22 protein-coding genes are annotated in these 21,192 nt (G+C 44.0%); 1 reads left to right on the top strand and 21 read right to left on the bottom strand.

Translation table 11 applies throughout. From position 1 onward, the window contains the following. Window positions 1–21: 21 nt before the first annotated feature. The 16 genes from I2F76_RS02790 to I2F76_RS02715 form a co-directional block, all read right to left on the bottom strand. The gene (locus tag I2F76_RS02790) at window positions 22–300 is read right to left on the bottom strand and encodes a DUF1294 domain-containing protein (protein WP_070450141.1); all 279 of its coding nucleotides are present in this window, start codon (window positions 298–300) and stop codon (window positions 22–24) included. 1 nt (window position 301) lies between these two features. Continuing rightward, complete coding sequence (gene leuB, locus I2F76_RS02785; RefSeq protein ID WP_195487185.1) at window positions 302–1,339, bottom strand: 3-isopropylmalate dehydrogenase; 1,038 nt, start codon at window positions 1,337–1,339, stop codon at window positions 302–304. A 12-nt stretch (window positions 1,340–1,351) separates the two neighbouring features. Continuing rightward, window positions 1,352–2,914, bottom strand: a complete 1,563-nt coding sequence (locus I2F76_RS02780) for a 2-isopropylmalate synthase (protein WP_195487184.1) — start codon at window positions 2,912–2,914, stop codon at window positions 1,352–1,354. A gap of 561 nt (window positions 2,915–3,475) precedes the next feature. Then, the gene (locus tag I2F76_RS02775; protein ID WP_003007130.1) at window positions 3,476–4,108 is read right to left on the bottom strand and encodes a YpmS family protein; all 633 of its coding nucleotides are present in this window, start codon (window positions 4,106–4,108) and stop codon (window positions 3,476–3,478) included. Then, the gene (locus tag I2F76_RS02770; RefSeq protein ID WP_195487227.1) at window positions 4,077–4,919 is read right to left on the bottom strand and encodes an SGNH/GDSL hydrolase family protein; all 843 of its coding nucleotides are present in this window, start codon (window positions 4,917–4,919) and stop codon (window positions 4,077–4,079) included. Before I2F76_RS02770 ends, I2F76_RS02775 begins: the two co-directional genes overlap by 32 nt. 14 nt (window positions 4,920–4,933) lie before the next feature. Continuing rightward, window positions 4,934–6,202, bottom strand: coding sequence for a dihydroorotase (locus I2F76_RS02765; RefSeq protein WP_195487183.1), 1,269 nt, complete (start codon window positions 6,200–6,202; stop codon window positions 4,934–4,936). An 11-nt stretch (window positions 6,203–6,213) separates the two neighbouring features. Beyond that, a complete protein-coding gene (locus I2F76_RS02760; RefSeq protein ID WP_003003493.1) occupies window positions 6,214–6,678 on the bottom strand; it encodes an NUDIX hydrolase in 465 nt (154 codons plus the stop codon). Between the two features lie 9 nt (window positions 6,679–6,687). Continuing rightward, entirely contained in the window at window positions 6,688–7,341 is a 654-nt protein-coding gene (locus I2F76_RS02755; protein WP_195487182.1) for a uracil-DNA glycosylase, read from the bottom strand. Between the two features lie 130 nt (window positions 7,342–7,471). Further along, window positions 7,472–8,974: a glycosyltransferase family 39 protein gene (locus tag I2F76_RS02750; RefSeq protein ID WP_195487181.1), complete on the bottom strand. Its 1,503-nt coding sequence runs from the start codon at window positions 8,972–8,974 to the stop codon at window positions 7,472–7,474. Window positions 8,975–9,122: 148 nt separating this feature from the next. Continuing rightward, the gene (locus I2F76_RS02745) at window positions 9,123–9,614 is read right to left on the bottom strand and encodes a DUF3592 domain-containing protein (protein WP_023917987.1); all 492 of its coding nucleotides are present in this window, start codon (window positions 9,612–9,614) and stop codon (window positions 9,123–9,125) included. A gap of 55 nt (window positions 9,615–9,669) precedes the next feature. Further along, the gene (locus I2F76_RS02740) at window positions 9,670–10,269 is read right to left on the bottom strand and encodes a hypothetical protein (protein ID WP_195487180.1); all 600 of its coding nucleotides are present in this window, start codon (window positions 10,267–10,269) and stop codon (window positions 9,670–9,672) included. Between the two features lie 142 nt (window positions 10,270–10,411). Continuing rightward, the gene (gene pyrE / locus I2F76_RS02735; protein ID WP_003003338.1) at window positions 10,412–11,044 is read right to left on the bottom strand and encodes an orotate phosphoribosyltransferase; all 633 of its coding nucleotides are present in this window, start codon (window positions 11,042–11,044) and stop codon (window positions 10,412–10,414) included. A 268-nt stretch (window positions 11,045–11,312) separates the two neighbouring features. Then, window positions 11,313–12,005: an orotidine-5'-phosphate decarboxylase gene (pyrF, locus tag I2F76_RS02730; RefSeq protein WP_003011715.1), complete on the bottom strand. Its 693-nt coding sequence runs from the start codon at window positions 12,003–12,005 to the stop codon at window positions 11,313–11,315. Between the two features lie 179 nt (window positions 12,006–12,184). After that, window positions 12,185–13,123, bottom strand: coding sequence for a dihydroorotate dehydrogenase (locus tag I2F76_RS02725; protein ID WP_195487179.1), 939 nt, complete (start codon window positions 13,121–13,123; stop codon window positions 12,185–12,187). A 10-nt stretch (window positions 13,124–13,133) separates the two neighbouring features. Then, window positions 13,134–13,940 carry a dihydroorotate dehydrogenase electron transfer subunit gene (locus I2F76_RS02720; RefSeq protein WP_195487178.1) on the bottom strand — a complete coding sequence of 269 codons (807 nt, stop codon included), beginning with the start codon at window positions 13,938–13,940 and terminating at the stop codon, window positions 13,134–13,136. A gap of 184 nt (window positions 13,941–14,124) precedes the next feature. Beyond that, on the bottom strand, window positions 14,125–15,561 hold the full coding sequence (locus I2F76_RS02715; RefSeq protein ID WP_195487177.1) for a DUF6688 domain-containing protein: 1,437 nt from the start codon (window positions 15,559–15,561) through the stop codon (window positions 14,125–14,127). A gap of 241 nt (window positions 15,562–15,802) precedes the next feature. Between I2F76_RS02715 and I2F76_RS02710 the strand changes: the two genes are divergently transcribed. Beyond that, window positions 15,803–16,711: a LysR family transcriptional regulator gene (locus tag I2F76_RS02710; protein ID WP_031575788.1), complete on the top strand. Its 909-nt coding sequence runs from the start codon at window positions 15,803–15,805 to the stop codon at window positions 16,709–16,711. A gap of 38 nt (window positions 16,712–16,749) precedes the next feature. Here the strand turns inward: I2F76_RS02710 and I2F76_RS02705 are convergent, their stop codons facing one another. The 5 genes from I2F76_RS02705 to I2F76_RS02685 all read right to left on the bottom strand — a co-directional run bounded on the left by I2F76_RS02705 (window position 16,750) and on the right by I2F76_RS02685 (window position 21,188). After that, window positions 16,750–17,481, bottom strand: a complete 732-nt coding sequence (locus I2F76_RS02705) for an NAD-dependent protein deacylase (RefSeq protein WP_195487176.1) — start codon at window positions 17,479–17,481, stop codon at window positions 16,750–16,752. After that, window positions 17,482–18,249, bottom strand: a complete 768-nt coding sequence (locus I2F76_RS02700; protein WP_195487175.1) for a hypothetical protein — start codon at window positions 18,247–18,249, stop codon at window positions 17,482–17,484. Beyond that, window positions 18,249–18,959 (bottom strand): purine-nucleoside phosphorylase, encoded by a 711-nt coding sequence (deoD, locus tag I2F76_RS02695; RefSeq protein ID WP_003007097.1) that lies wholly within the window; start codon window positions 18,957–18,959, stop codon window positions 18,249–18,251. Before deoD ends, I2F76_RS02700 begins: the two co-directional genes overlap by 1 nt. Window positions 18,960–19,245: 286 nt before the next feature. Next, window positions 19,246–19,959, bottom strand: coding sequence for a type 1 glutamine amidotransferase (locus I2F76_RS02690; RefSeq protein WP_195487174.1), 714 nt, complete (start codon window positions 19,957–19,959; stop codon window positions 19,246–19,248). Next, on the bottom strand, window positions 19,956–21,188 hold the full coding sequence (locus I2F76_RS02685) for a chloride channel protein (protein WP_229289618.1): 1,233 nt from the start codon (window positions 21,186–21,188) through the stop codon (window positions 19,956–19,958). The genes I2F76_RS02690 and I2F76_RS02685 overlap by 4 nt, the downstream gene beginning before the upstream one ends. Window positions 21,189–21,192: the final 4 nt, after the last annotated feature.

Raw genomic sequence — 21,192 nt, 5'->3', positions numbered from 1 at the left:
CTTTCTCCATTTATCTTCTTGTTAGGAAATCCATTGAAGGATTAGAAAGAGGGCACCTGCTAAAAGAAGGCTACTGCCCCACCAGGTAGCTTGAAAATACCATTTCCGCACCTTGTGGTGAAAGAGATATCCACTTAGTAGAGCTCCGAATCCACCAAGCAGCCAGCTCTCAAGTAACAGGACCTTTTCAGGAATCCGCCACCTCTTTTGGATAGCTTTTCGTTTATCTAAACCATAGGTCAGAAATACGATACTATTCCAAATAGCAATAAGAACTAAACAGCGATCTCTCCATGTCATTTTAGAGATTCCCAATAATGGCTGCAGTCATCTCTGCAGTAGAAGCCTTACCACCTAGATCCCGTGTCAAGATTCCTTGATTCAAGGTTTGATTGACAGCTTCTTCGATCATTTCTGCACCTGCTGTTTCTCCAAAACTGTCTCGGAGCATCATGGCAACGGACAGGATCATGGAAATTGGATTGGCAATGCCTTGACCAGCAATATCAGGTGCTGAACCATGAATCGGTTCGTACATACTTGGTCCTTGGTCAGAATGACTAGCAGATGGCATCACGCCTAGTGTTCCTGGAAGTACGCTCGATTCATCAGATAAGATATCTCCGAATAGATTCTCTGTCACTACGACATCAAAACGGGCTGGATTGGTAATCATGATCATGGCCGCACTATCGACAAGCTGGTGCTCTAAGGTCACATCTGGAAATTCTTTCGCAACTTCTTCTGCCACTAGGCGCCACAATTTAGAAGTTGCAAGGACATTTTGCTTATCGATACTGGTCACTTTCTTGCCACGTCCTTGCGCGATCTTGAAGGCTTGGCGCATAATCCGACGGATTTCTTCTGCACTGTAATCGTTGATATCGCGCGCTGTATCTTCTTTCAAGATATGCTCTCCAAAATAAATCCCACCTGTCAATTCACGCACGACCACGAAGTCGACACCCTCGATACGCTCTGGTTTCAAAGGAGACAAGTGTTTCAAGGCGTCAAAAATCCGTACAGGACGAATATTGGCAAAGAGATTTAATTCCTTGCGAATAGCGAGCAGGCCTTGTTCTGGACGAACAGGAGCATTGTCGTATTCCGGACTCCCGATGGCTGCGAGAAGAATAGCATCCGCTCCTTTAGCTGCTTTTAGAGTATCTTGGGGAAGAGGGTGGCCAGCGGCATCAATCCCAGCACCCCCAAAAGCTTTGTCTTCTAGACTATAATCAAAGCCGATTTTTGGAGCGACGGCTGCGAGGACCTCTAGTCCAGCTGCCATGATCTCAGGGCCAATCCCATCTCCTGCAAGTGTTACAATTTTCTTTGTCATGTTCATTTCCTCTTAGGCTTGTGGAAGATCACGGTAGGAGACAGCTCGTCCCATCTCACCCGCATTCTCTTTTTGAACCAGCGTGTTGGCATTGATATAAGCGATGGCAGAGGCTTTCAATACGTCGAAGTCCAAACCAGAGGCATTGAAAATCGTATCGGTATCGACATTTTCCACGGATACTAAGACGCGGGCTTGGGCATCGATCCCATCTGTCACTGCATCGATATTGTAAGATGTCAAGCGAACAGTTTGGTTGAAGAATTTATCAATCGCATTAAAGATCGCTTCAACCGACCCTTGACCATTGGCAAGAAATTCAAGCACTTCCCCTTCTTCATTGCGGAGGCTAACCGCTGCTGTAATCGTTTCGTCTGCATTGGTGGTTAAGCGTAGATCATTAAATTGGAATCCTTCTGGATTTTCCACTGCTGTACCGGCAACAAGGGCGCGGATATCGGCATCTGTGATCTCGTGTTTTTTATCTGCCAGAGATTTGAACTTAGCAAACAATGGCTGGATGTCTTCTTCTGTAAATTCCAGTCCCAATTCATGCAGTTTTTCGACAAAGGCATGGCGACCAGACAATTTTCCAAGTGGAAGGCTATTGCTCTTAACACCCACCAACTCAGGCGTGATGATTTCATAGGTAAGAGGATTTTTAAGAACTCCATCTTGGTGAATCCCAGACTCGTGTGAGAAGGCATTGCCACCAACAACCGCCTTGTTTTTAGGAATTGGAATCCCAGAGTAACGAGAGACCAACTCAGAAGTGTTGATGGTTTCATTAAGGACAATCGGACTCTCCACTTGGAAATAGTCTTCGCGAATATTGAGAGCAACTGCTACTTCTTCAAGTGCCGCATTGCCGGCCCGTTCACCGATTCCATTAATGGTTCCTTCGACACGACGGGCACCATTTTTAACAGCAGCGAGGCTATTCGCCACCGCCATACCTAGGTCATCATGGCAATGAGGCGAATAGATAATCTCGCGATCTGTCTTGACATGGTCGATCAAGTATTTGAAAATAGCTCCGTACTCTGCTGGTGTCGTGAAACCGACTGTATCAGGAATGTTGATATAGCTGGCCCCTGCATCGACTGCAGTCTGAACGACTTGCAAGAGGAAATCCAATTCGGTCCGTGTCGCATCTTCTGGCGAGAATTCCACAATTTCAAATTTTGAGCGAGCGTAAGAAACGTGCTCTTTGATCGCTTCAAGAATTTCTTCCTTGGTCTTGTTGAGTTTAAACTCCCGGTGAATCGGACTGGTTGCGATAAAGACGTGAATTTGTGGATACTTAGCATCCTTCAAGGCTTCATAACAAGCATCAATATCTGATTTGACAGAACGAGCCAAACCTGTCACGGCTGTCTTGGTCAAGACCTTGGCAATCTCCTGCACAGCTGTGAAGGAATCAGGACTAGCTGCAGGAAAACCTGCTTCAATAGCAGAAATGCCCCATTTTTCCAATTGTTTAGCAATGGCAATCTTTTCTTTGATAGAGAAATTAACTCCTGGAGTCTGTTCGCCATCCCGAAGGCTGGTATCTAAAAATTCAACTTTACGCATAGGGTCTCCTCATTTCTATGTAGTGGATATAAAGAAAAACATCTCACTCGGTTAACCAAGCGAGATGTTTTTGCCCGCTTGGTAAGCCAAACAGGACTAATGCTTCTGCACTAGCCCTTATACCTCAACAACAAAGCAAATTGAATAAACTTAGCTGTTTTCATGTTTGACTTTCTCCTTTGTTCAATGTCTTGTTTAGTATTTTAGCATAGGGAAAAAGCAATGTCAAGAATTTTCTACAATATTCTGAATTTTTTGAATAGAAACAAAATAGAGCTTTCAGTTCTAGTTAGATTGAAGATAATGTCATCTTAGAAACTTTCCTTAGGTGAAGACGGACGTCAGCGAACTTCAAAGAAGTTCCATGACTTAGTTTTGGACCTAAGGTTCCAAAACTCCCGAGTGCTAGAAACAAAAGTGTTTCTAGCACTTTTCTCACGGCGGAAAGTTTCAATATTTATTGAATAAGCCTAATAGTAAGTATCGTTTTTATTTTCAGCATCATTCTAGTTGTTTTATGTAAAATACAATTTTCCATCAATCTGAATAGACCCTGTTACTCTACTTCTTCTGATACAAATCAAAAACGATCTTATCGTTATAGAGGTCAATGGTATTGGCCTTGACATAGATTCCAAAGTCATTGTCAATTTCTGGTAATACAATGGTGATGGTAGACTGCTTTGGTGAAATTTGGATAAATTCTGGAATAGTTTTATTCTTGCTCAAGAGCTGCAAAACCATCCTTTGTGGAATTTGAAAGGTTCCGACTGAAAAATCCTTCACCGTCAAGAGAATGTTCCCATTTTCCAATTTGGATGGTTGAAAGTAAATATATAAGGGATAATCCTTCCCTAAGAAACTTAACTGCCCTTCTAATAGGATTTGCTGATTGTCCGCATAGACCTTGTAGTCGGACAGCTTATATTTTTTCAGAAGCGATTTGATGGTGTCATTGAGTTGATCACGAGTTGTCGTCATAGTTCCAACTTTGACATCTTTGGTGCCAACTGTTTGATGAAGCTGACTAACATCTTCTCTTGGCGTCGCCAAGCGTCCTTGCACGACTATAGCAAAGGCTAAGAGAAGGCTGACTAAACCTAAAAATAACCATTTCCAAATATTAATTTTTTGGAGAAAGGGGACCTTCTCTTTGATGGGATTATTTTTGACTCCAAGTTTTCTTCGTGGCATTGATTTTCTCCAATATTGCTTGTTTCATCTTTTCATAGCCCGTATTGTTGGGGTGAAAGCTATCCTCTTCATACAGGGCATCATTGATAACGGTTGTCTTCCCGTCACTGATTTCTGATACGCCCATTTTGCCATCAATTCCTTTATAGAGCAGATCATTGATCGGAACGAAATAGACCTGATCAAATTGCGCGATGGTTTCTTCCGTCGTCTCATTCCAACGATCGACAGCCGTCTGGATACTGGTTAATTCAGGAAAATTCAGATAAAGAGGATTGTAGATCCCCACTACATAAATGGGAAGATGGGGATTGTCCTTTCTGGCCTTTGTAATAATTTCTTTGAGGTTCGCTGTATAACTCTTGAGCGGCTTTTGGATATCTGATAGAGAAAAATCACTCAGATGATTGACAACGACTTTGCGCAGATCATTTCCGCCAACTGTTAAGGTCATGACACGCGCCTTTTTGAGATCCTTCTGAAGATCTGTTTGCTTCTTGAGTCGATCTAAGATCTGAGCGCTTGTATTTCCAGCTACTCCATAGTTGACAGGTTGGTACTGGCCATCATTTTCATTGGACAGACTTTGGGCGAGGATGGGCACAAAGCCCCCTTGATTGGTGCTATCACCGACACCTTTGGTCAAGGAATCTCCCAACGCCACATAGGTATAGGTGACCTCTTTCGCAGATGGTTTGGCCTTGGTCATGCGAGGAGATGCAGTCGGTAGCAAAGCTCGAAATAGAAAGACAAAGACAAGAAGGCTGGTTAAAAAGAAAACCAAGCCTTGCATCATTTTTTTAAGATTTATATGAATACGATCGCTCATCCTTGAAAAATCACTTGTCCATCACAGATTGTATAAGCAACTTTCCCTTTTAATGTTTCACCCACAAATGGTGAATTGCCAGCTTTTGAAGCGAAATGATCCGATACCAGACGATCTGCTTCTGGATCAAAGATGGTCAAATCTGCCGGTCCATCCACTGCGATATAGCCAGCATCAAAATCATAGAGACGTGCTGGATTATAGGACATCTTTTCAAGCAATTGCATCAGGCTTAAATGACCTGCATGCACCAAGTAGGTCAAACCAAGAGAGAGCGAAGTTTCAAGGCCAGTCATGCCAGATGGTGCTTTGGTAATATCAGGAACATTCTTCTCGTCCGCATGGTGAGGCGCGTGGTCAGTCGCAATCACGGAGATAACGCCTGACTTCAAGCCTTCAATCACTGCTAGACGGTCAGATTCCAAGCGAAGAGGTGGATTCATCTTAGCATTACTTCCTTTAGTCAAGAGCAGACTTTCTGTTTTCGAAAAGTGTTGAGGTGCCACTTCTGCCGTTACATGAGCTCCTAATCCTTGGGCAAATTCCACCACCTTGACACTTTCTTCCTTGGAAAGGTGTTGGATATGGAGGTGAGCACCTGTCGCATGGGCAATCATGGCATCACGCGCAGCCATTGAATATTCGGCTACACCTGTCGCACCACAGACATGGAAGTGTTCCTTAGCAATGTTCTCATTCAAACCAAGAATGCCATTCAACTCAGGGTCTTCTTCATGCAGACTAATAAAGGTTCCTAAACGCTTAGCTTCTTCCAAGGCTTGGCGGACAACCTTAGTACTTTGAAGGGGAATCCCATCATCTGAAAATCCCACTGCACCGGCCTTAAGCAGTCCTTCAAAATCTGTCAGGTGTTGACCGTCAAAGTTCTTGGTCACCGTCGCAACCGTATGAATGTGGAGATTTTCCTTGGCTGCAGAAGCTAAGACTTCCTCTAAAGTTGCAATATCTGAAATGGTCGGATTGGTATTGGCCATCATGACCACTCGGGTAAAACCACCCGCAGCTGCGGCTAAGGCACCCGTATGGATGTCTTCTTTATGAGTTTGACCAGGTTCACGGAAATGCACGTGTACATCGATCAAACCAGGAGCTACCACCAGACCAGCAGCATCAAGGACTTCTTGTCCATCTGTTGGGAGGTTTTCAGCGATCTCTACAATTTTCTTTCCTTCGATACGAAGATCACAGACTTGATCCAAACCTGTCTTGGGATCCATTACGCGACCATTTTTAATGACAACCATTGTATTCTCCTTTATTCATAAAAATCAACATGCGACTCTAACAAGCGGTCGCCGTCATAGCGAAACATTGCTGAAAAGAAGGGTTTATCCTCCAACAACCACTCGACAAAGGTGTGGTCCCCTTCCCAGGTTGGTTTTGAGAGGACTTGATCATAAGGTACCCACTCCAAGGTCCCTTCGTTACACTCGATCAGTTCTCCTTCAAAATCTGTTACCTTGAAGACATAGGTGTACCAGTCCAAATCTGGAGTAAACTCCGGAAAGGTAATAATCCCTTTCAAAACTGGCTTGGCTCTAAGGCCAGTCTCCTCAAAAATCTCACGCGCAGCACACTCCTGAGGGGTTTCCCCGCGTTCTAATTTTCCACCAACCCCGATCCATTTACCTTCATGGACATCATTGGGCTTTTTATTGCGATGCAACATGAGAAATTCTTTCCCATTGTCGATATAACAAATCGTTGCTAATTGTGGCATTTCTTTCTCCTATCTTAACCAATCAATTGGCTCGCGTCCCGCCTCTGTCAAAAATTGATTAGTTTTTGAAAAGGGTTGGGTACCAAAGAATCCTCGGTAAGCCGATAAGGGACTTGGGTGAGCAGATTCAAGGACCAAATGCCGATCGTGGGTAATCAGAGGCTTTTTCTTACGGGCATAAGATCCCCAGAGGATAAAGACTACGGGCTCCTCCAACTCATTGACCACCTTGATCACAGCATCTGTGAAAGGCTCCCAAATTTGTCCTGCATGGCCATTGGCCTGACCAGCAGGCACCGTCAAGCAGGCATTGAGCAAGAGCACGCCTTGCTCTGCCCAAGAGGTCAGATCATGGGAACGCTTCTCTCCGATATCTGAGCGCAATTCTTTGAGAATATTTTGCAAAGAAGGCGGCGCTGGTACATGATCTGGAACAGAAAAACTTAAGCCCTGCGCTTGATCCGGTCCATGGTAGGGATCTTGCCCTAAGATCAAGACCTTGACATGATCCATCTCTGTCATCTGCAAGGCCTTAAAGACCTTGTCACACGGTGGATAAACCACTCCTTTGCTGTAGACTTCATTCATAAAGTCATTGATCTGGTGAAAATACCCTTCTGGAAGATGGGATTTGATGGCTTCATGCCAGGGTGAATGCTGCATGGAAACTCTCCGCTATCCAATAAATTCTTACCTTCCATTATACCACATTTGGCGCAGATCCACTGGATAAAAAAGAGGCTGGATAATTTTGTCCAACCTCTTTTTCTGCCTGTCAAACAAGCAGGAGCTTTTATGTATTTTCTTTCTTGGTAAATCCTGCTAGACCGATCGAAGCGACTAGTAAAATTTGCGGTAAGAATTGGATGAGGTAGCGGGTCTTCCCACCTTCAAAGATGGTTAAGAAAAGCAAACCACCAAAGACCGCTAAGGAAAGGAAGTTAAAATCATCTGTATCTCGACGTTTGAGATAAGCTCCAACCAAACCAGCCGATAGGACGATCCAGATCAGCTGCTTGACAAATTCATAATACTTGTACTGCGGTCGATCAATGCTGAGGAAATAGGTCCGCACCCATTTTGCCAAACCATTATTTTTAGTCAGAGGTGCATATAGAGGATTGATAAAAGGCGTCTTCTCATACTCTACATCTCGGTAAAGCCAACCGAGGGTCCCTTCTGCTACCGTCAAGGTTTGCTTGTAGTAGATATGCCCGATCAAACCGAACGGTCCGTATTCCTTGAGCCGGCGTTTGATTTCTTTGATCACATTTTCTTTTTTAAAGAGGCCATTGTTGTAATCCGAGCGCTTATCCTCATCGATATAGGCCAACAAGCCTTCTTTCATATCTTCTTGGTTGTGCCCCATATCTGTCAAGCCCAGATTGATAAACAAGAGCGGTCCTTTTGCCAGCCCTTCTTGTTTCAAGATCGGTACAACTGTTTGATGATTGACCGCTGTATTCAATCCTGCAAAGACAAAGCCCGTCGTCAAGACCGTCACCGTAGCAATCTTTCTAAAGGCCTTCCAATTTCCTCTGAAAAAGAGCACAGCCCAAAAGGCAATCATGACAATAATCGTCGTTGGACGGATCAACATGGATACGCCAGATAAGATCCCCAAGCCAACAATCTTCTTCCAGGAGACTGCTTGATCTTCCTTTAATAGATCCAAAGCCCACCATAACTGAAGAGCGATCAAAGGAAGTGGCGGAATGTCCGTATACATGGAATAGAAATAAGGCGAGTAACAGATCAAGCTCACATAGAAGAGATAGACCAGATCAGCCGTTTTTTGATTGAAATGCTTCTGGGACAGCTTGTACAAGAGGACTGCACCCAGATTGACATAGAGGATATTGAGAGCCTGCATGACCCACAGACCGCTAGAGCCAAATAAGACATAGAAAAACTTCTCGTAAAGAAAGAGCGGAATGTTATTGGGATTGCGACTGAGGTAGTTAGTGATAGAGGATTGCTTAAGAAGATCAAAAGCCCCTTTGAAAACAACCGCAGCATCCCGACGGATCAAGAGCTCCGCACAGACCATAACGATCAACTGAAAGACAACCGCTCCAAGCAAGAAGCCTTTTTTATGCCGAGTCAACCAAGCAAAGGCACTCTTTAGCCCATCGCGTTTCAGCCAGGCTAGCAGAAATAGCAACCCAGCACCTAAAATGGCTAGCCATGAAATCTCTCTCAGATAGGTCACACTGATCAAGAACCAGTGGACCATCACTAGCAACATGACAACATGAAGCATCCCAAATAGAATACGTTTACTTTTCGATAACATAGCTCCATTATATCAAAAAAACAGCATTTCTGCTGTTTTGGACTGACTATCAACTGTAAAGTGAAAAGAAAAGTTGTTCTAAAATGTAATTTATAAACATACTCATTTTATCGAAGCAATTTTTAACTCTTAACCTTAACTAACAGACCTAAAATACTAGAATTAAAATACATAATAATACAAGATAAATTCCAACCGTTAGAATCATTCCGATTTTATAGAAACCGACTAAGCCAGCATATCGTTCGACAAAACCGATCTGTGGGTCGACTGGATTATAAAAGACTGTCATAGGAGACCCGATTGGGAATATCATCCGCAAATCCAGATTTTTGCCGGCTCCAAGAACATAGGTTCTATCGAAAACATTGGTTTGTCTTGACTTAGAAGAAGTCTCTCTGAAATAAGCGTAGGTAAAGGTCTTTTGGTATCTTTCGCCCCCAACTTGATACTCCACCACAGGCAGGGAAATAAGCAGTTGATTTTTGGAATCAAAAGCAACTACTTCTCCCAGAACTTTTGCGGTTGATTCTGTTTTCACTTTTATTTCACGACGATACAAGGTGTAAAAGATGAGCAGCATGATCAAGAAAACAAGGCTCAGAATGCCCAAGCTAAGCCAGAATATTGTTACTGTCATTGATTTTTTTACCCTTTCACATAAACTAGTTGGTTTCAAATCCCTTGAAAAATTTTTATTCTCCCCTTTTCAACCAATTCTGTTGCTGCGCTTTTTCTGCAAAATCTTTTGCTTTGTTTATATCTAGTGAATTTGAATCTGATGGAGCATTGGATTCAATCTCTTCTTTCAATTCTTGTAAAGTTTGAACATCTTTCGGGGTTAAATTAGAGACTGTGCTAGATTCTTTTTCTGTCGAACTTTCTGGCACAGACTGGATCTCGCTATTAGTTTTTATTACCTCAGTTCCTACATCCGTTTTTGGAGCTGGTCGGTATAACATGAAGAATCCAACAATTACAATGATGAAAGATAGGATCGATATCCCATTTCGTTTTTGAATTTCTTCCTGAGGAATTTCTACTCCTTTTGTTGATAAATTCTTCCATTCTGGATGTTCCTTCTCAGCTGCTTTTTTCTCATAAAAGAAAGGTGCAATCAATGACCGATTGATGAAGGTGAGAGTTCCAAGACAGGTTATAAAAAAGGGCACTTCACGAGAGTGGCTAAGCAATATCTGAATATAAAATACACTAGCAATTATACCTAGGACGATAATAATTGTAAATCTAATTTTAAATTCCTTCTTCACTTGCAAATAATGTTCTTTTGTCATCTTATTCTCCCTTAAAAATAGTTTTTCCTTCATCCATAAAAACAATTACTACTATCATACCGGATTTTACTTTGAGATTCAAGTTAACCACCAACTAGTGAAAATAGTATAAAAAAGAAGCGTTAGAAACGCTTCCGTCCTATTATTTATTTTGCCAAGTTTCTTGGTTTTCCTTGAAACGGTGCAACAACTCTAAACCTTCAGAAGTGATATAACCTTGTTCTTCTGCCAAATGAATCAATTCTGTATAGTTAGACAAGGTTTCAAGTTGAACGCCAGCTTCCGCAAATTTCTTATCGGCTTTCTCCAATTGGTAGGTGAAGATGGCAACCACACCAAGAACGTCCGCCCCTTCACGCTTGGCAGCTGCGACAGCATCCAAGACAGATCCACCAGTAGAAATCAAATCTTCCACTACGACCATCTTTTGACCTTGTGGTACACGGCCTTCAATTTGGTTTCCAGCACCATGGTCTTTTGGTTTGCTACGGATGTAGGCAAATGGCAAATTCATCTTGTCCGCAATAATGGCTCCGTGAGGAATTCCTGCAGTTGCTGTACCTGCAATCACTTCTACTTCAGGGAAAGCTTCCTTGATTTTATCTACAAATCCATTTTCGATCAAGGTACGAGTTTCAGGATAAGCGAGGGTTACACGGTTATCGGTATAAATTGGGGACTTGATCCCAGATGCCCAAGTAAAAGGTTCTTCTGGTTTCAAATAAACCGCTTCGATTTTCAAAAGATGGCTAGCAATATCTTTAGCTAATGACATGACGACTCCTTTTTTACGATTTTAATCATATACGAATTAAATCATTTTTAGATTTAAACAACAACATTACAGGTTAGTGAACGCGTTAGGGAAGGTCCAGTAGGACTTCCCGTAGAGCTACAAAATTTTCACTTTTAGTAGCAATTAGTGTTCCGACGATTATGAGAATAAAACGATACTTTTTATTCTCATAATCTAGTGAATAGTTTAGGGAAGGCCCTATCGGGCTTCCCGTAGAACGTCTTGAAGCACAGCTTCTTAGACGTTCTTAACTATTCCACTGTCTCTTAATTTCATGGTAAGCGTCCCATGGATTTTCTGCTTGAATAATAGGGCGTCCAACAACAATATAGTCCGATCCAATTTTATGGGCTTCTTGTGGCGTCATAACCCGTTTTTGGTCACCGATTTCAGCTCCTGCAGGACGAATCCCTGGTGTGACACAGACAAAGTCTGATGAAGTGGCATCTTTGATCAAGGCTACTTCATGGGCTGAACATACTACGCCGTCCAAGCCAGCTTCTTGCGCCTTACGGGCATAATTAACGACTGATTCTTGGACCGTTGTTTGTATGTTTTGGCAATCACGCATGTCTTCTTCACTGGTAGAAGTCAACTGGGTTACGGCTACCAACTTAGCTCCTTCACCAAGAGCTGCTTTGGCTTCGCGCATCATCTCTACACCACCGGCTGCGTGAACCGTCACCATATCCACTCCGAAAGTACCCAATACAGACATAGCTGATTTGACTGTATTTGGGATATCGTGCAATTTTAAATCAAGGAAGATACTGTGTCCAAGCCCTTTTAGGTAGTGTACAATTTCAGGACCAACTGCATAGAAAAATTCCATACCGATTTTTACAAATAGTTTTTCATCTTCAGGAAAATGCTCTAAAAAGTGTTTGACATCCTCGAAAGCTGGGAAGTCAAGGGCGATAATAGGACGTTCTTCACGCATGGATTACTCCTTTTTTGATTGATCATTTTATTCACAAAAAAACCTTGCCCGAGGCAAGGTTACACGAAAATTAGGTAGGAAAAACTACCATGATTCACCGTCTAGACCTTAGGAGCCTCTCTGGACTGCTTTAAAGGTTTTTATTTATTGTAGTACGATATTTGGGAAAAGTCAAGGATTTACAGTAGATTTTCCCGTACATGTTTTCGGAAGTTCTCAAGGGTGTCAATACCATAGCGATCCATGACCTGCGGCAGATCTTCGATGATGGTTGGACAAGCATAAGGATCGGTAAAATTAGCGGTTCCAACTCCAATCGCAGAGGCCCCTGCAATCATCATTTCAATGGCTGCTTCGGCTGAATCGACACCTCCCATTCCGATAATCGGAAGTTTAGTGGATTGGGCAACCTGGCGGATGAGTTTCAAAGCAACTGGGAAAACGGCTGGACCCGACATGCCTCCGGTTCCATTGGCAATGATGGGCTTACCAGTCTTGAGGTCAAAACGCATGCCGACCAAGGTATTGATCATGGTTAAGCCGGTCGCACCTGCATCCTCTGCTGCTTTTGCGACCTGCGTGATGTCTGCTACACTAGGCGTTAACTTGACATAGACAGGGACGGAGGAAGCTTCTACCGCTGCTTTTACTGCATCATAAGCCAACTCTGGAACCTGTCCGATTAAGAGACCATTGTTGCCATGATCTACGTTTGGACAAGAGATATTGAGCTCGATGGCCTTGACATTTGGCGCTTGCGAGATCTTGCCAGATACCGTTGCATACTCTTCATTGGAGAAGCCAGCTACATTGGCAATAATTGGAAGCTCTGGATAATGTTGGGCCAACCAAGGAAGTTTTTCTGCTAGGACCACATCTACGCCTGGATTTTGGAGCCCAATAGCATTGAGCATGCCTGCAGGCGTCTCAGCGACACGTGGCGTTGGATTACCAAAACGAGCCTCAGCAGTTGTTGCCTTGATCATGATGGATCCAAGCAAGTCTAAGTCATAGTATTTGGCATATTCTTGACCAAAGCCAAAACAGCCGGAAGCTGGAATAATGGGATTTTTCAAGTCTAATCCTGGTAAGGATACAGCTAATCGATTACTTGTCATACTTTCCTCCCTACATCACAATCGTACCAGTTTCAAAGACCGGTCCATCTTCACACACGCGCTTATTGGCTGCTTGGCTTTCATTTTCCAAATGCACCACACAGGCGTAGCAAGCCCCCATCCCACAGGCCATACGCGATTCCATGGAAATGTAGGCGCGGGGATGGTCATGGAATTTGGTATTGACATATTTGAGCATGCCAGGTGCTCCACAAGAATAGATAGCATCAAACTCCTGGTTCATCGAATCAACAATTGTTGAGACATAGCCTTTAGTGCCATAAGTCCCATCGTCTGTCGTTACAGTGACATGAGCCACCTGAGAAAGCTCTTCTTCCAAAATGACGGCTTCTTTGGTCGCAAAGCCGACAACCACTTCAACTTCCACCCCTTGCTCATGGAGTTGTTTGGCCACTTGGACCAAAGGAGGAACACCGATACCGCCACCGATGATCAAGGCTTTCTGACCTTGACCGAGATTGGTGAGATCAAAGCCATTTCCCTGAGGCCCCATGACACTGAGTTTGCTACCGATTGGCAATTGGGAAAAGATAGCTGTCCCCCCACCTTCGATGCGGTAGATCAAGCGACAAGTCTGTGTCTCAGGATCAATCTCAGAAATTGAAATCGGACGGCGAAGGAGCTTGGACCCATCGGGGACGCGGATATGAAGGAATTGACCTGGAAGCATCTGCGCCACCATTTCCCCCTTCAAGATCATAGAATAGATGCGTGGGGCGATCTCCTCTTGAGCAACCAGCTCCATCTCTTCCATCATGATTTTACTAAAGCGTTTTTTACAACTGTCACTGACCATTGAAATCCTCTTCTTTCTTTCAGCAAAAAAGACCTCGCAAAAGCAAGGCCCTACAAATGATCAGCTAGACACCGTCCGCTGATCTTTTTTCTGTCTTTCCTTGCAGGCCTCTCTGGACCTCTTAAAGGTTAAATTTGTCTCATTATATCGCGCTCCTTCTCGCTTGTCAAGTAAAATCAGTAACTCAGGAAGCTTTCTTAGGATCAAAATCTTCTGGAATCGGCTTGATGTATTGCATAGCGATTCGGTTCTCCGGTTTGCGATCGACTAGATAAAGAACCAGTAGAAAAAGCCATTCCAAGGGCTTCATCAGGTAGTAGATCAGGTCCATAGCCCATTTCTTCTTGATATGTTTGGCAAAGGGATAGCCATAACGGTCATAATTGCGACGCAAGAAGCGATGGAATCGTGGCGTCTTTTCTTCTAGCACCTGCTCAAAGGCATTGGCAATACAGAGCTGACGATTGACAACGACTGGATGACCGTGGCGCACGCCCATCCGCTGGGGCTTGACAACATTTTCATGGCCACCAGCCGCAACCGTACAGAGATAGTGCTCATCAATGATAAGATTCTGAGGAGGGATCTTCTGTGAGAAGGCCCAGTCAGCTGTATTGGTCCATGCCTTGATCATGGAATCCGGCTGCTGCCCAAAGAGCATGAGAACGAGGACAACAAGAGCAAGGGTTGGAAGGGCAACAAGAACTGCTAGCCATGGCCAGTTACGCGACTTGTTTAAGAGCTGATGGAACCATTGAAGCAGACGATTCTCATAGCTTATCTCTGTTCGATCTTCCTGCCACTCCTTAATACGAACCCACAAGAGATAAATGGAATAGATCAATAAGAAAAAGGTGTGAAAACTTGCTACCTGCAGTTGATTATCAAAAACTAAGAGAAGAACCACTCCTCCTAGAATGCCACTAATGCAGAAAACATTTGCTAACGGCGAGAGTGAATTCGCATCCCGGTAGGAATAGATAATCAAGGCTAGTAAAGTAAGAGCTGCCAGTGTGAAGAAGGTCGGATAGGCGCCAGACCAGATCAGGGCATGCTTCTGCGAATTGATCAAACTTTCACTCCAATCGTAAAAAGTCATCTCCTTGACGATGTAAATGAAAATCGCTTCGAGAAAGCAACCAAAGAGACCAAACCAAAGAACAATTGTAGGCTGTTGCTTTTTCTTTTTGACAGGCTTAGGACTAGGTGATTCCTGCTTTTCCTTCATAAGGAATGCGTCATCTTCTCTTGTCCTTTCTCCTTCTTTTGGCCCTCTATCCTCAAACAGTTCTGGATCTTTGAGAGCTTCTTCCTCAGATTCTTTGAACTGGAGGCTAGACCACCGACCAATCCCATAAATGATGACAAAAATATTGGGGACAAAGAGGGCCAGAGTCAAACCGTAAGGAAAGATCTCCATGGTGAAGGCAATGACCTCCCAAACACTAAATTGAATGAATGGATCCTTTATTGCGTAGAGCGACTGACTAATAACCAAATAGATGTAAAAGGCCAATAGAATCAGAGCATTGGTCACAAAATTGATCTGCAACAGACCAGCTGTGAAATGGGTTTCCAATTCCTTATCCTTTTTCTTATACCAGGAAACGAGTTTTTTCATAAGATCTCCTCAATCAATTTTTTACCATTCTATCAATCAGATCTTACCTTCAGCAAGGCAAAACTGTATTTTTCCATCAAAATCAGTCCCCAGATGTAGATTTTGTTTCCAATCTTCTATTTTTTAACTATTTGATCTAGCCTACTTCCTATTACCTACCTCAGCCTGTCTTATTCTCATACAGTCCTTGAAAGACCACATTTTACGGGAAAAACGCGCTATTTTATGTTAAAATAAAAGCATGAGAATACAACAATTACAATACATTATCAAAATCGTCGAAACCGGCTCTATGAATGAGGCCGCAAAACAACTCTTCATCACGCAACCTAGCCTTTCCAATGCCGTTAAGGACTTGGAAAATGAGATGGGAATTGAAATCTTTATCCGGAATCCTAAAGGGATCACTTTGACCCGCGATGGGATGGAGTTCCTCTCTTATGCCCGCCAGGTGGTGGAGCAGATCGACCTCTTGTCCGAGCGCTATAAAAATCCTGTGGGTTCTCGTGAGCTTTTCAGCGTCTCTTCACAGCACTATGCCTTCGTGGTTGAGGCCTTCGTTTCACTATTGAAGAAAAGCGACATGGAAAAATACGAGCTCTTCCTACGGGAGACGCGGACTTGGGAGATCATCGATGACGTCAAGAATTTCCGAAGCGAAGTTGGCGTACTCTTTTTAAATAGCTACAACCGGGATGTCCTCTCTAAGATGCTGGATGATAATCACCTGATTGCCACCCACCTCTTTACAGCGCAACCTCATATCTTTGTCAGCAAGAGCAATCCTCTTGCCAAGAAAGAGATCGTTCACTTATCTGATCTGGAAGATTTCCCATACCTTAGCTATGACCAAGGAACCCACAACTCCTTCTACTTCTCAGAAGAGATCCTCTCGCAAGAGCATCATAAGAAATCCATCGTCGTCAGTGACCGAGCGACTCTCTTTAATCTCTTGATCGGTCTGGATGGCTACACCATTGCGACCGGGATTCTCAACAGCAATCTCAACGGAAATAACATCGTCTCCATTCCCCTTGATATCGAAGACCCGATCGAGCTGGTCTACATCAAACATGAAAAAACAGCACTCTCAAAAATGGGAGAAAAATTCATCGAGTACTTGCTTGAGGAAGTGAAGTTTGATAAGTAATAAAATATCTGAGTGATCCATGTTCACTCAGATATTTTTTATTGTCTTAATTGTGAAAATACTTGGCCTATTTTTCCTTCGATAACTAGGTCTGCTTGCTTGTCTTGTGGGATACTGGTTTTATTGATGACAACCAGCTTCTTCCCTCGGAAATACTGAATCAAACTGGCTGCTGGGTAGACCACAAGAGAGGTACCACCGATAATCAGCAAATCAGCTTCTTGGATGGCTTGGGCAGCTTGACTAAAGACGTCCATATCGAGAGGCTCCTCGTAGAGGGTCACATCAGGCTTGACCACCTCGCCACAGTCCAGACAGTGTGGAACCGGGCCTTCCAAAGCTAAAAAAGCTTCCAAATCATAAAAACGCTGGCAACCCGTACAGTAATTGCGATCAGCACTACCATGGAGCTTCAAAACGTTTTTAGAACCAGCCATTTCATGGAGACTGTCAATATTTTGCGTCACCACTGCCATGAGCTTACCAGTCTCTTCCAGCCAAGCCAGATACCGATGGGCAGCATTGGGCTTGGCATCAGGGTAGAGCAAGTACTTCTTGTAAAAGTCGAAAAAGTCCTCAGGATAGCGCTCAAACATGGTATGGGAGACCAATTGCTCAGCTGTCAAATGCCGCCCCACCTGAACACTATAGACACCGTCTGAACTTCGAAAATCTGGAATATTTGACTCCGTGGAAACTCCTGCCCCTCCGAAAAACACGATCCGTTGACTCTGATCAATCATCTCCTGTAGTTGAGCAATCTTATCCATCTACTTCTCCTTTAGTAGCTCTTCCATCACAGCATTGGCCTGATCAAAATAAAAATTAGTTTGATCATAATGGATGCCTGTGTAGCTTGCAAGGTCAATCAAATTCTTCATAAAATCCTGAGAAGAGAAACCCGTCGTCCGATGGAGCTCTTCCTCATCAAAGGGCTTGATCAAGTGGGCCAGGGGGTTGCGAACTGATTTTTCTAACTCCCGCAATTGCTGGGCCGCAACTTTGACGGTATCTGGCAAATCCAACTGCACAATCAACTCCGTCAAACTGGACGAATTGACCACACTTTCACTGTGAAATTGCTGCAGGATAGGGTTTTCTGACGCATGCAGGCTCTCAAACTTCCAACGGTCATAACTGGATTCTTTGGAGTTATGAATATAGTTGGTAATATCAGGAATTTTCAACTGAATCAATCGCATAAAGATCCGATAGATGGCTGGGCTGACGGCACGAACAAAGTCAATAATCTGCTCATTTCGCAACTTCGCCTCTAAGTCATAGAGGTAGTTAGCCAACTGCTCATCTTCTGGATCTTCATGCCAAAAAAGCTGAAAACCAGTCGCCTCTAGCAACTCGGTTCTCAACTTTTGATTCATGACGGGTTGGATATTAAGCTCACGACGCTCCGCCATTAACTGCAGTAAGCTCACCAACAAATCCGGTACTTCTTCCTGCTGCTTGATAGAGCGCAGAGCCCGGCTGTAGTGATAATTTTGGAGATCGTAGAGCCATTCATCATGAAAGAATTTTGCCATTAGTCTGCAATCAAAGTCTCAAGACCAACTTTCATCATGTCTGTGAAAGTATTTTGACGTTCTTCAGCAGTTGTGTCCTCATCAGGATTAACCAAACTGTCTGAAATAGTCATGATAGCAAGCGCATCCACATGGTGTTGAGCAGCAAGATAGTAAAGAGCTGCTGCTTCCATTTCTACAGCTTTCACACCCCATTTACCAAGCTCGATGTTCTTTTCACCATAGTTTGAATAGAAGACATCTGATGACAAGACATTGCCAACGTGAGTGGTCATACCAAGATCTTTGGCAATATGGTAAGCCTTGTCTAAAAGATCAAAGCTAGCAATTTGAGGGAAATCGTATTGAGGCCAGTCGTTGCGGATGATGTTTGAGTTGGTTGCAGCAGCTTGTGCCAAGACCAATTCACGAACATGGACATCCTCGTTCAAAGAACCAGCCGTTCCCACACGGATCAATTTCTTCACGCCGTAGTCGACAATCAACTCACGCGCATAGATAGAGATTGATGGCATCCCCATTCCAGTTCCCATGACAGATACACGGTGACCTTTATAAGTTCCTGTGTAACCAAACATGTTACGAACTTCGTTGAAGCAAACAGCGTCTTCAAGGAAATTCTCAGCAATAAATTTCGCACGAAGAGGATCCCCAGGAAGAAGAATTTTATCAGCAATTTCACCTTGCTTAGCAGCAATATGGATAGACATAGTTTATGATACAAAGAGCGACCAGAAAGCGACTGAAAATTAGGAATCTGACGAGAAATCCTGATTTCTCAGTCAGATTATCTATTTTCCGAGCTTTCCGCTCGTGTTCAAATTAGAACACATGCTCTACCTTTCTTTTTTATTTTTTAGAATAGGTGTTAAAGAGGCAAAGTGAAAATAGGAAACTGACGACGTATCGCAGATGCTAGACAGTTTATCTTTTTTACACAGTTCTCCGCCCGTATTCAGTTCAGCGAATACGGTTAACCCATCCTTTCTTTTTTATTTAATTTGTTAATGAGTCCAAAAACGCAAAGAGTTTGGCATTCATTTCTCGATAATCGTAAGCACGAAAGGCTTCGGGTTTTTGAACAAAGGTCAGGTTTTGACTTTGTTCTTCCAAAACATCTTCACCGTCCGCTGCAATCAAGAGATCAACTGCTTCCGAATCAAATTCCAAGTGAGCTTGGAAGGCATAATGTTTCGGACTAAAGCGAATCATCTGACGTGGACACCCTTGACTAGTAGCAAGAACAACAGCATCTTTTGTCAATCCTGGCATATCACCATGCCAGTGGCCAGTTTCAAGAGTTTTTCCAAACTCACCGACATGTGGATCTGTGAGTCCTTCAGGCGTCAAGGTCACTGGATAAACCCCAATCTCACGTTCCGGACTGTGCTCATACTTCGCTCCATAGGCAACAGACAGGAGCTGGGCACCCAGACAGACCCCAACAATATAACGATCTGCCTTCATGGCCTTTTGAATCAGTTCAATCTCTGCCTGAGGATCGTAGTATGGAAAAGCTTCTCGATCTTCATCTGGCGATTGAGGTCCTCCCATGACGATCAAAAAGTCAATCTCATCCACTGACTCTGGTAAGGTTTCATTCTCATAGACTTTAGTCGTGGTCACTTGATGGCCACGCTCCTGTGCCCATTTTAGATAAGCGCCCGGCACTTCAAAGGTTTCATGCAGTACAAAATGTACCTTCATCATTTCTTCTCCCATTTCTTTTGAATCACGTAAGACAAACCAGCCGCAAGTACAAGCGGAATAGTCAAATTCCAAGTTTGGCCTGTAAATCCAAGGCTCAGGGCAATAGCTGTCAAAGGAGCTTCTAGGGTCGTCCCTAAAAAGACTGTCGCTCCTAGTAACATCCCTATAGCTGGATCCAGATGAATCCCAAGGACTGTCAAAAGCAAGGTCACTAGATAGCCAGAGCCAATCCCAAGGGCAAATGATGGTGTCAAGGTACCCCCATAAGCACCATTGCGCAAGAGGAGGTAAACCATAAGCCCCTTCACTGCAAGAGTCAGTGGAAGATAAGGAATCGGCTGACTAGACAAGAGGGCTTGCGCTAGTACCTGGCCATTTCCCATAAAGATAGGGAAAAAGGCTACTAGGCTCCCCAGCACTAGAAAGGCTAGAGGAAGAGCCCAAAGGACCGTCCCGTCCTTCCGCCGTTTGTGACTAGCCCGCTTGGCGAGGAAAGCAAAGACCAGAGCCAAGGGAGTGACCAAGAAAGCAATCACAATAGCCTGTAAGAAGCTGCTAGCCGACCATGAGACTGCGGACAGGTGATAAATGGCCTCCTGACCAACGATGGGCTGAGCGACCCAGGTGGCCAGATAAGTACTGGTCAAAACCAGTAGAAGATTCTGCCAACTGTAGGCGAGTCCTAAGGTCTCAAAGACAAACAAGCTGCTGGCAAAGGGGACCTGATAGACCGCAGCTAAACCAGCTCCAGCACCACAGGCGATCAAGACTTTCCGCTCTTTGAGAGCTAGAGAGAATCCCTTCGATAACCGACCAGCTAGAAGAGCCCCGACCTCACGTGGGGCTCCTTCTTTTCCGACCGATGCACCTGCTCCGACAATTGCCACCTGCATTCCTGCATGAAGGAGATAGGCTAAGGGCGCTGGCTCCCTGTCTCCAGCTAAGTCAATTTGCTGGCGAATAGACAGGATCTGATAACGCTTTTGCAGGACATACCAGAAGCCAGCTGCTAAGCACCCAGTCACACACAAGACCAGAAATCTACGGAGACCTCCAGCTTCTTGAAATTGCTGGAGCAAATCCGAACTAGCTTGGCCAAAGGCCAGCTCTTGCACCCCTTCTAGTAGATAATGACAGGCAATTCCGACCAGACCCGTCCCTATCCCTAATGATAAGGTGGCTAGAAGAAACCTCAGTCCGTAGGGCAGCCTTTGGAGTCGTACTTTCATTGGA

The sequence above is a fragment of the Streptococcus parasanguinis genome, from assembly GCF_015557775.1.
In the GTDB taxonomy this organism is placed as follows: Bacteria; Bacillota; Bacilli; order Lactobacillales; family Streptococcaceae; genus Streptococcus; species Streptococcus parasanguinis_AA.
The sequence above is the reverse complement of the archived record's forward strand: the minus strand, read 5'-3'. Positions and strand labels throughout refer to the sequence as shown.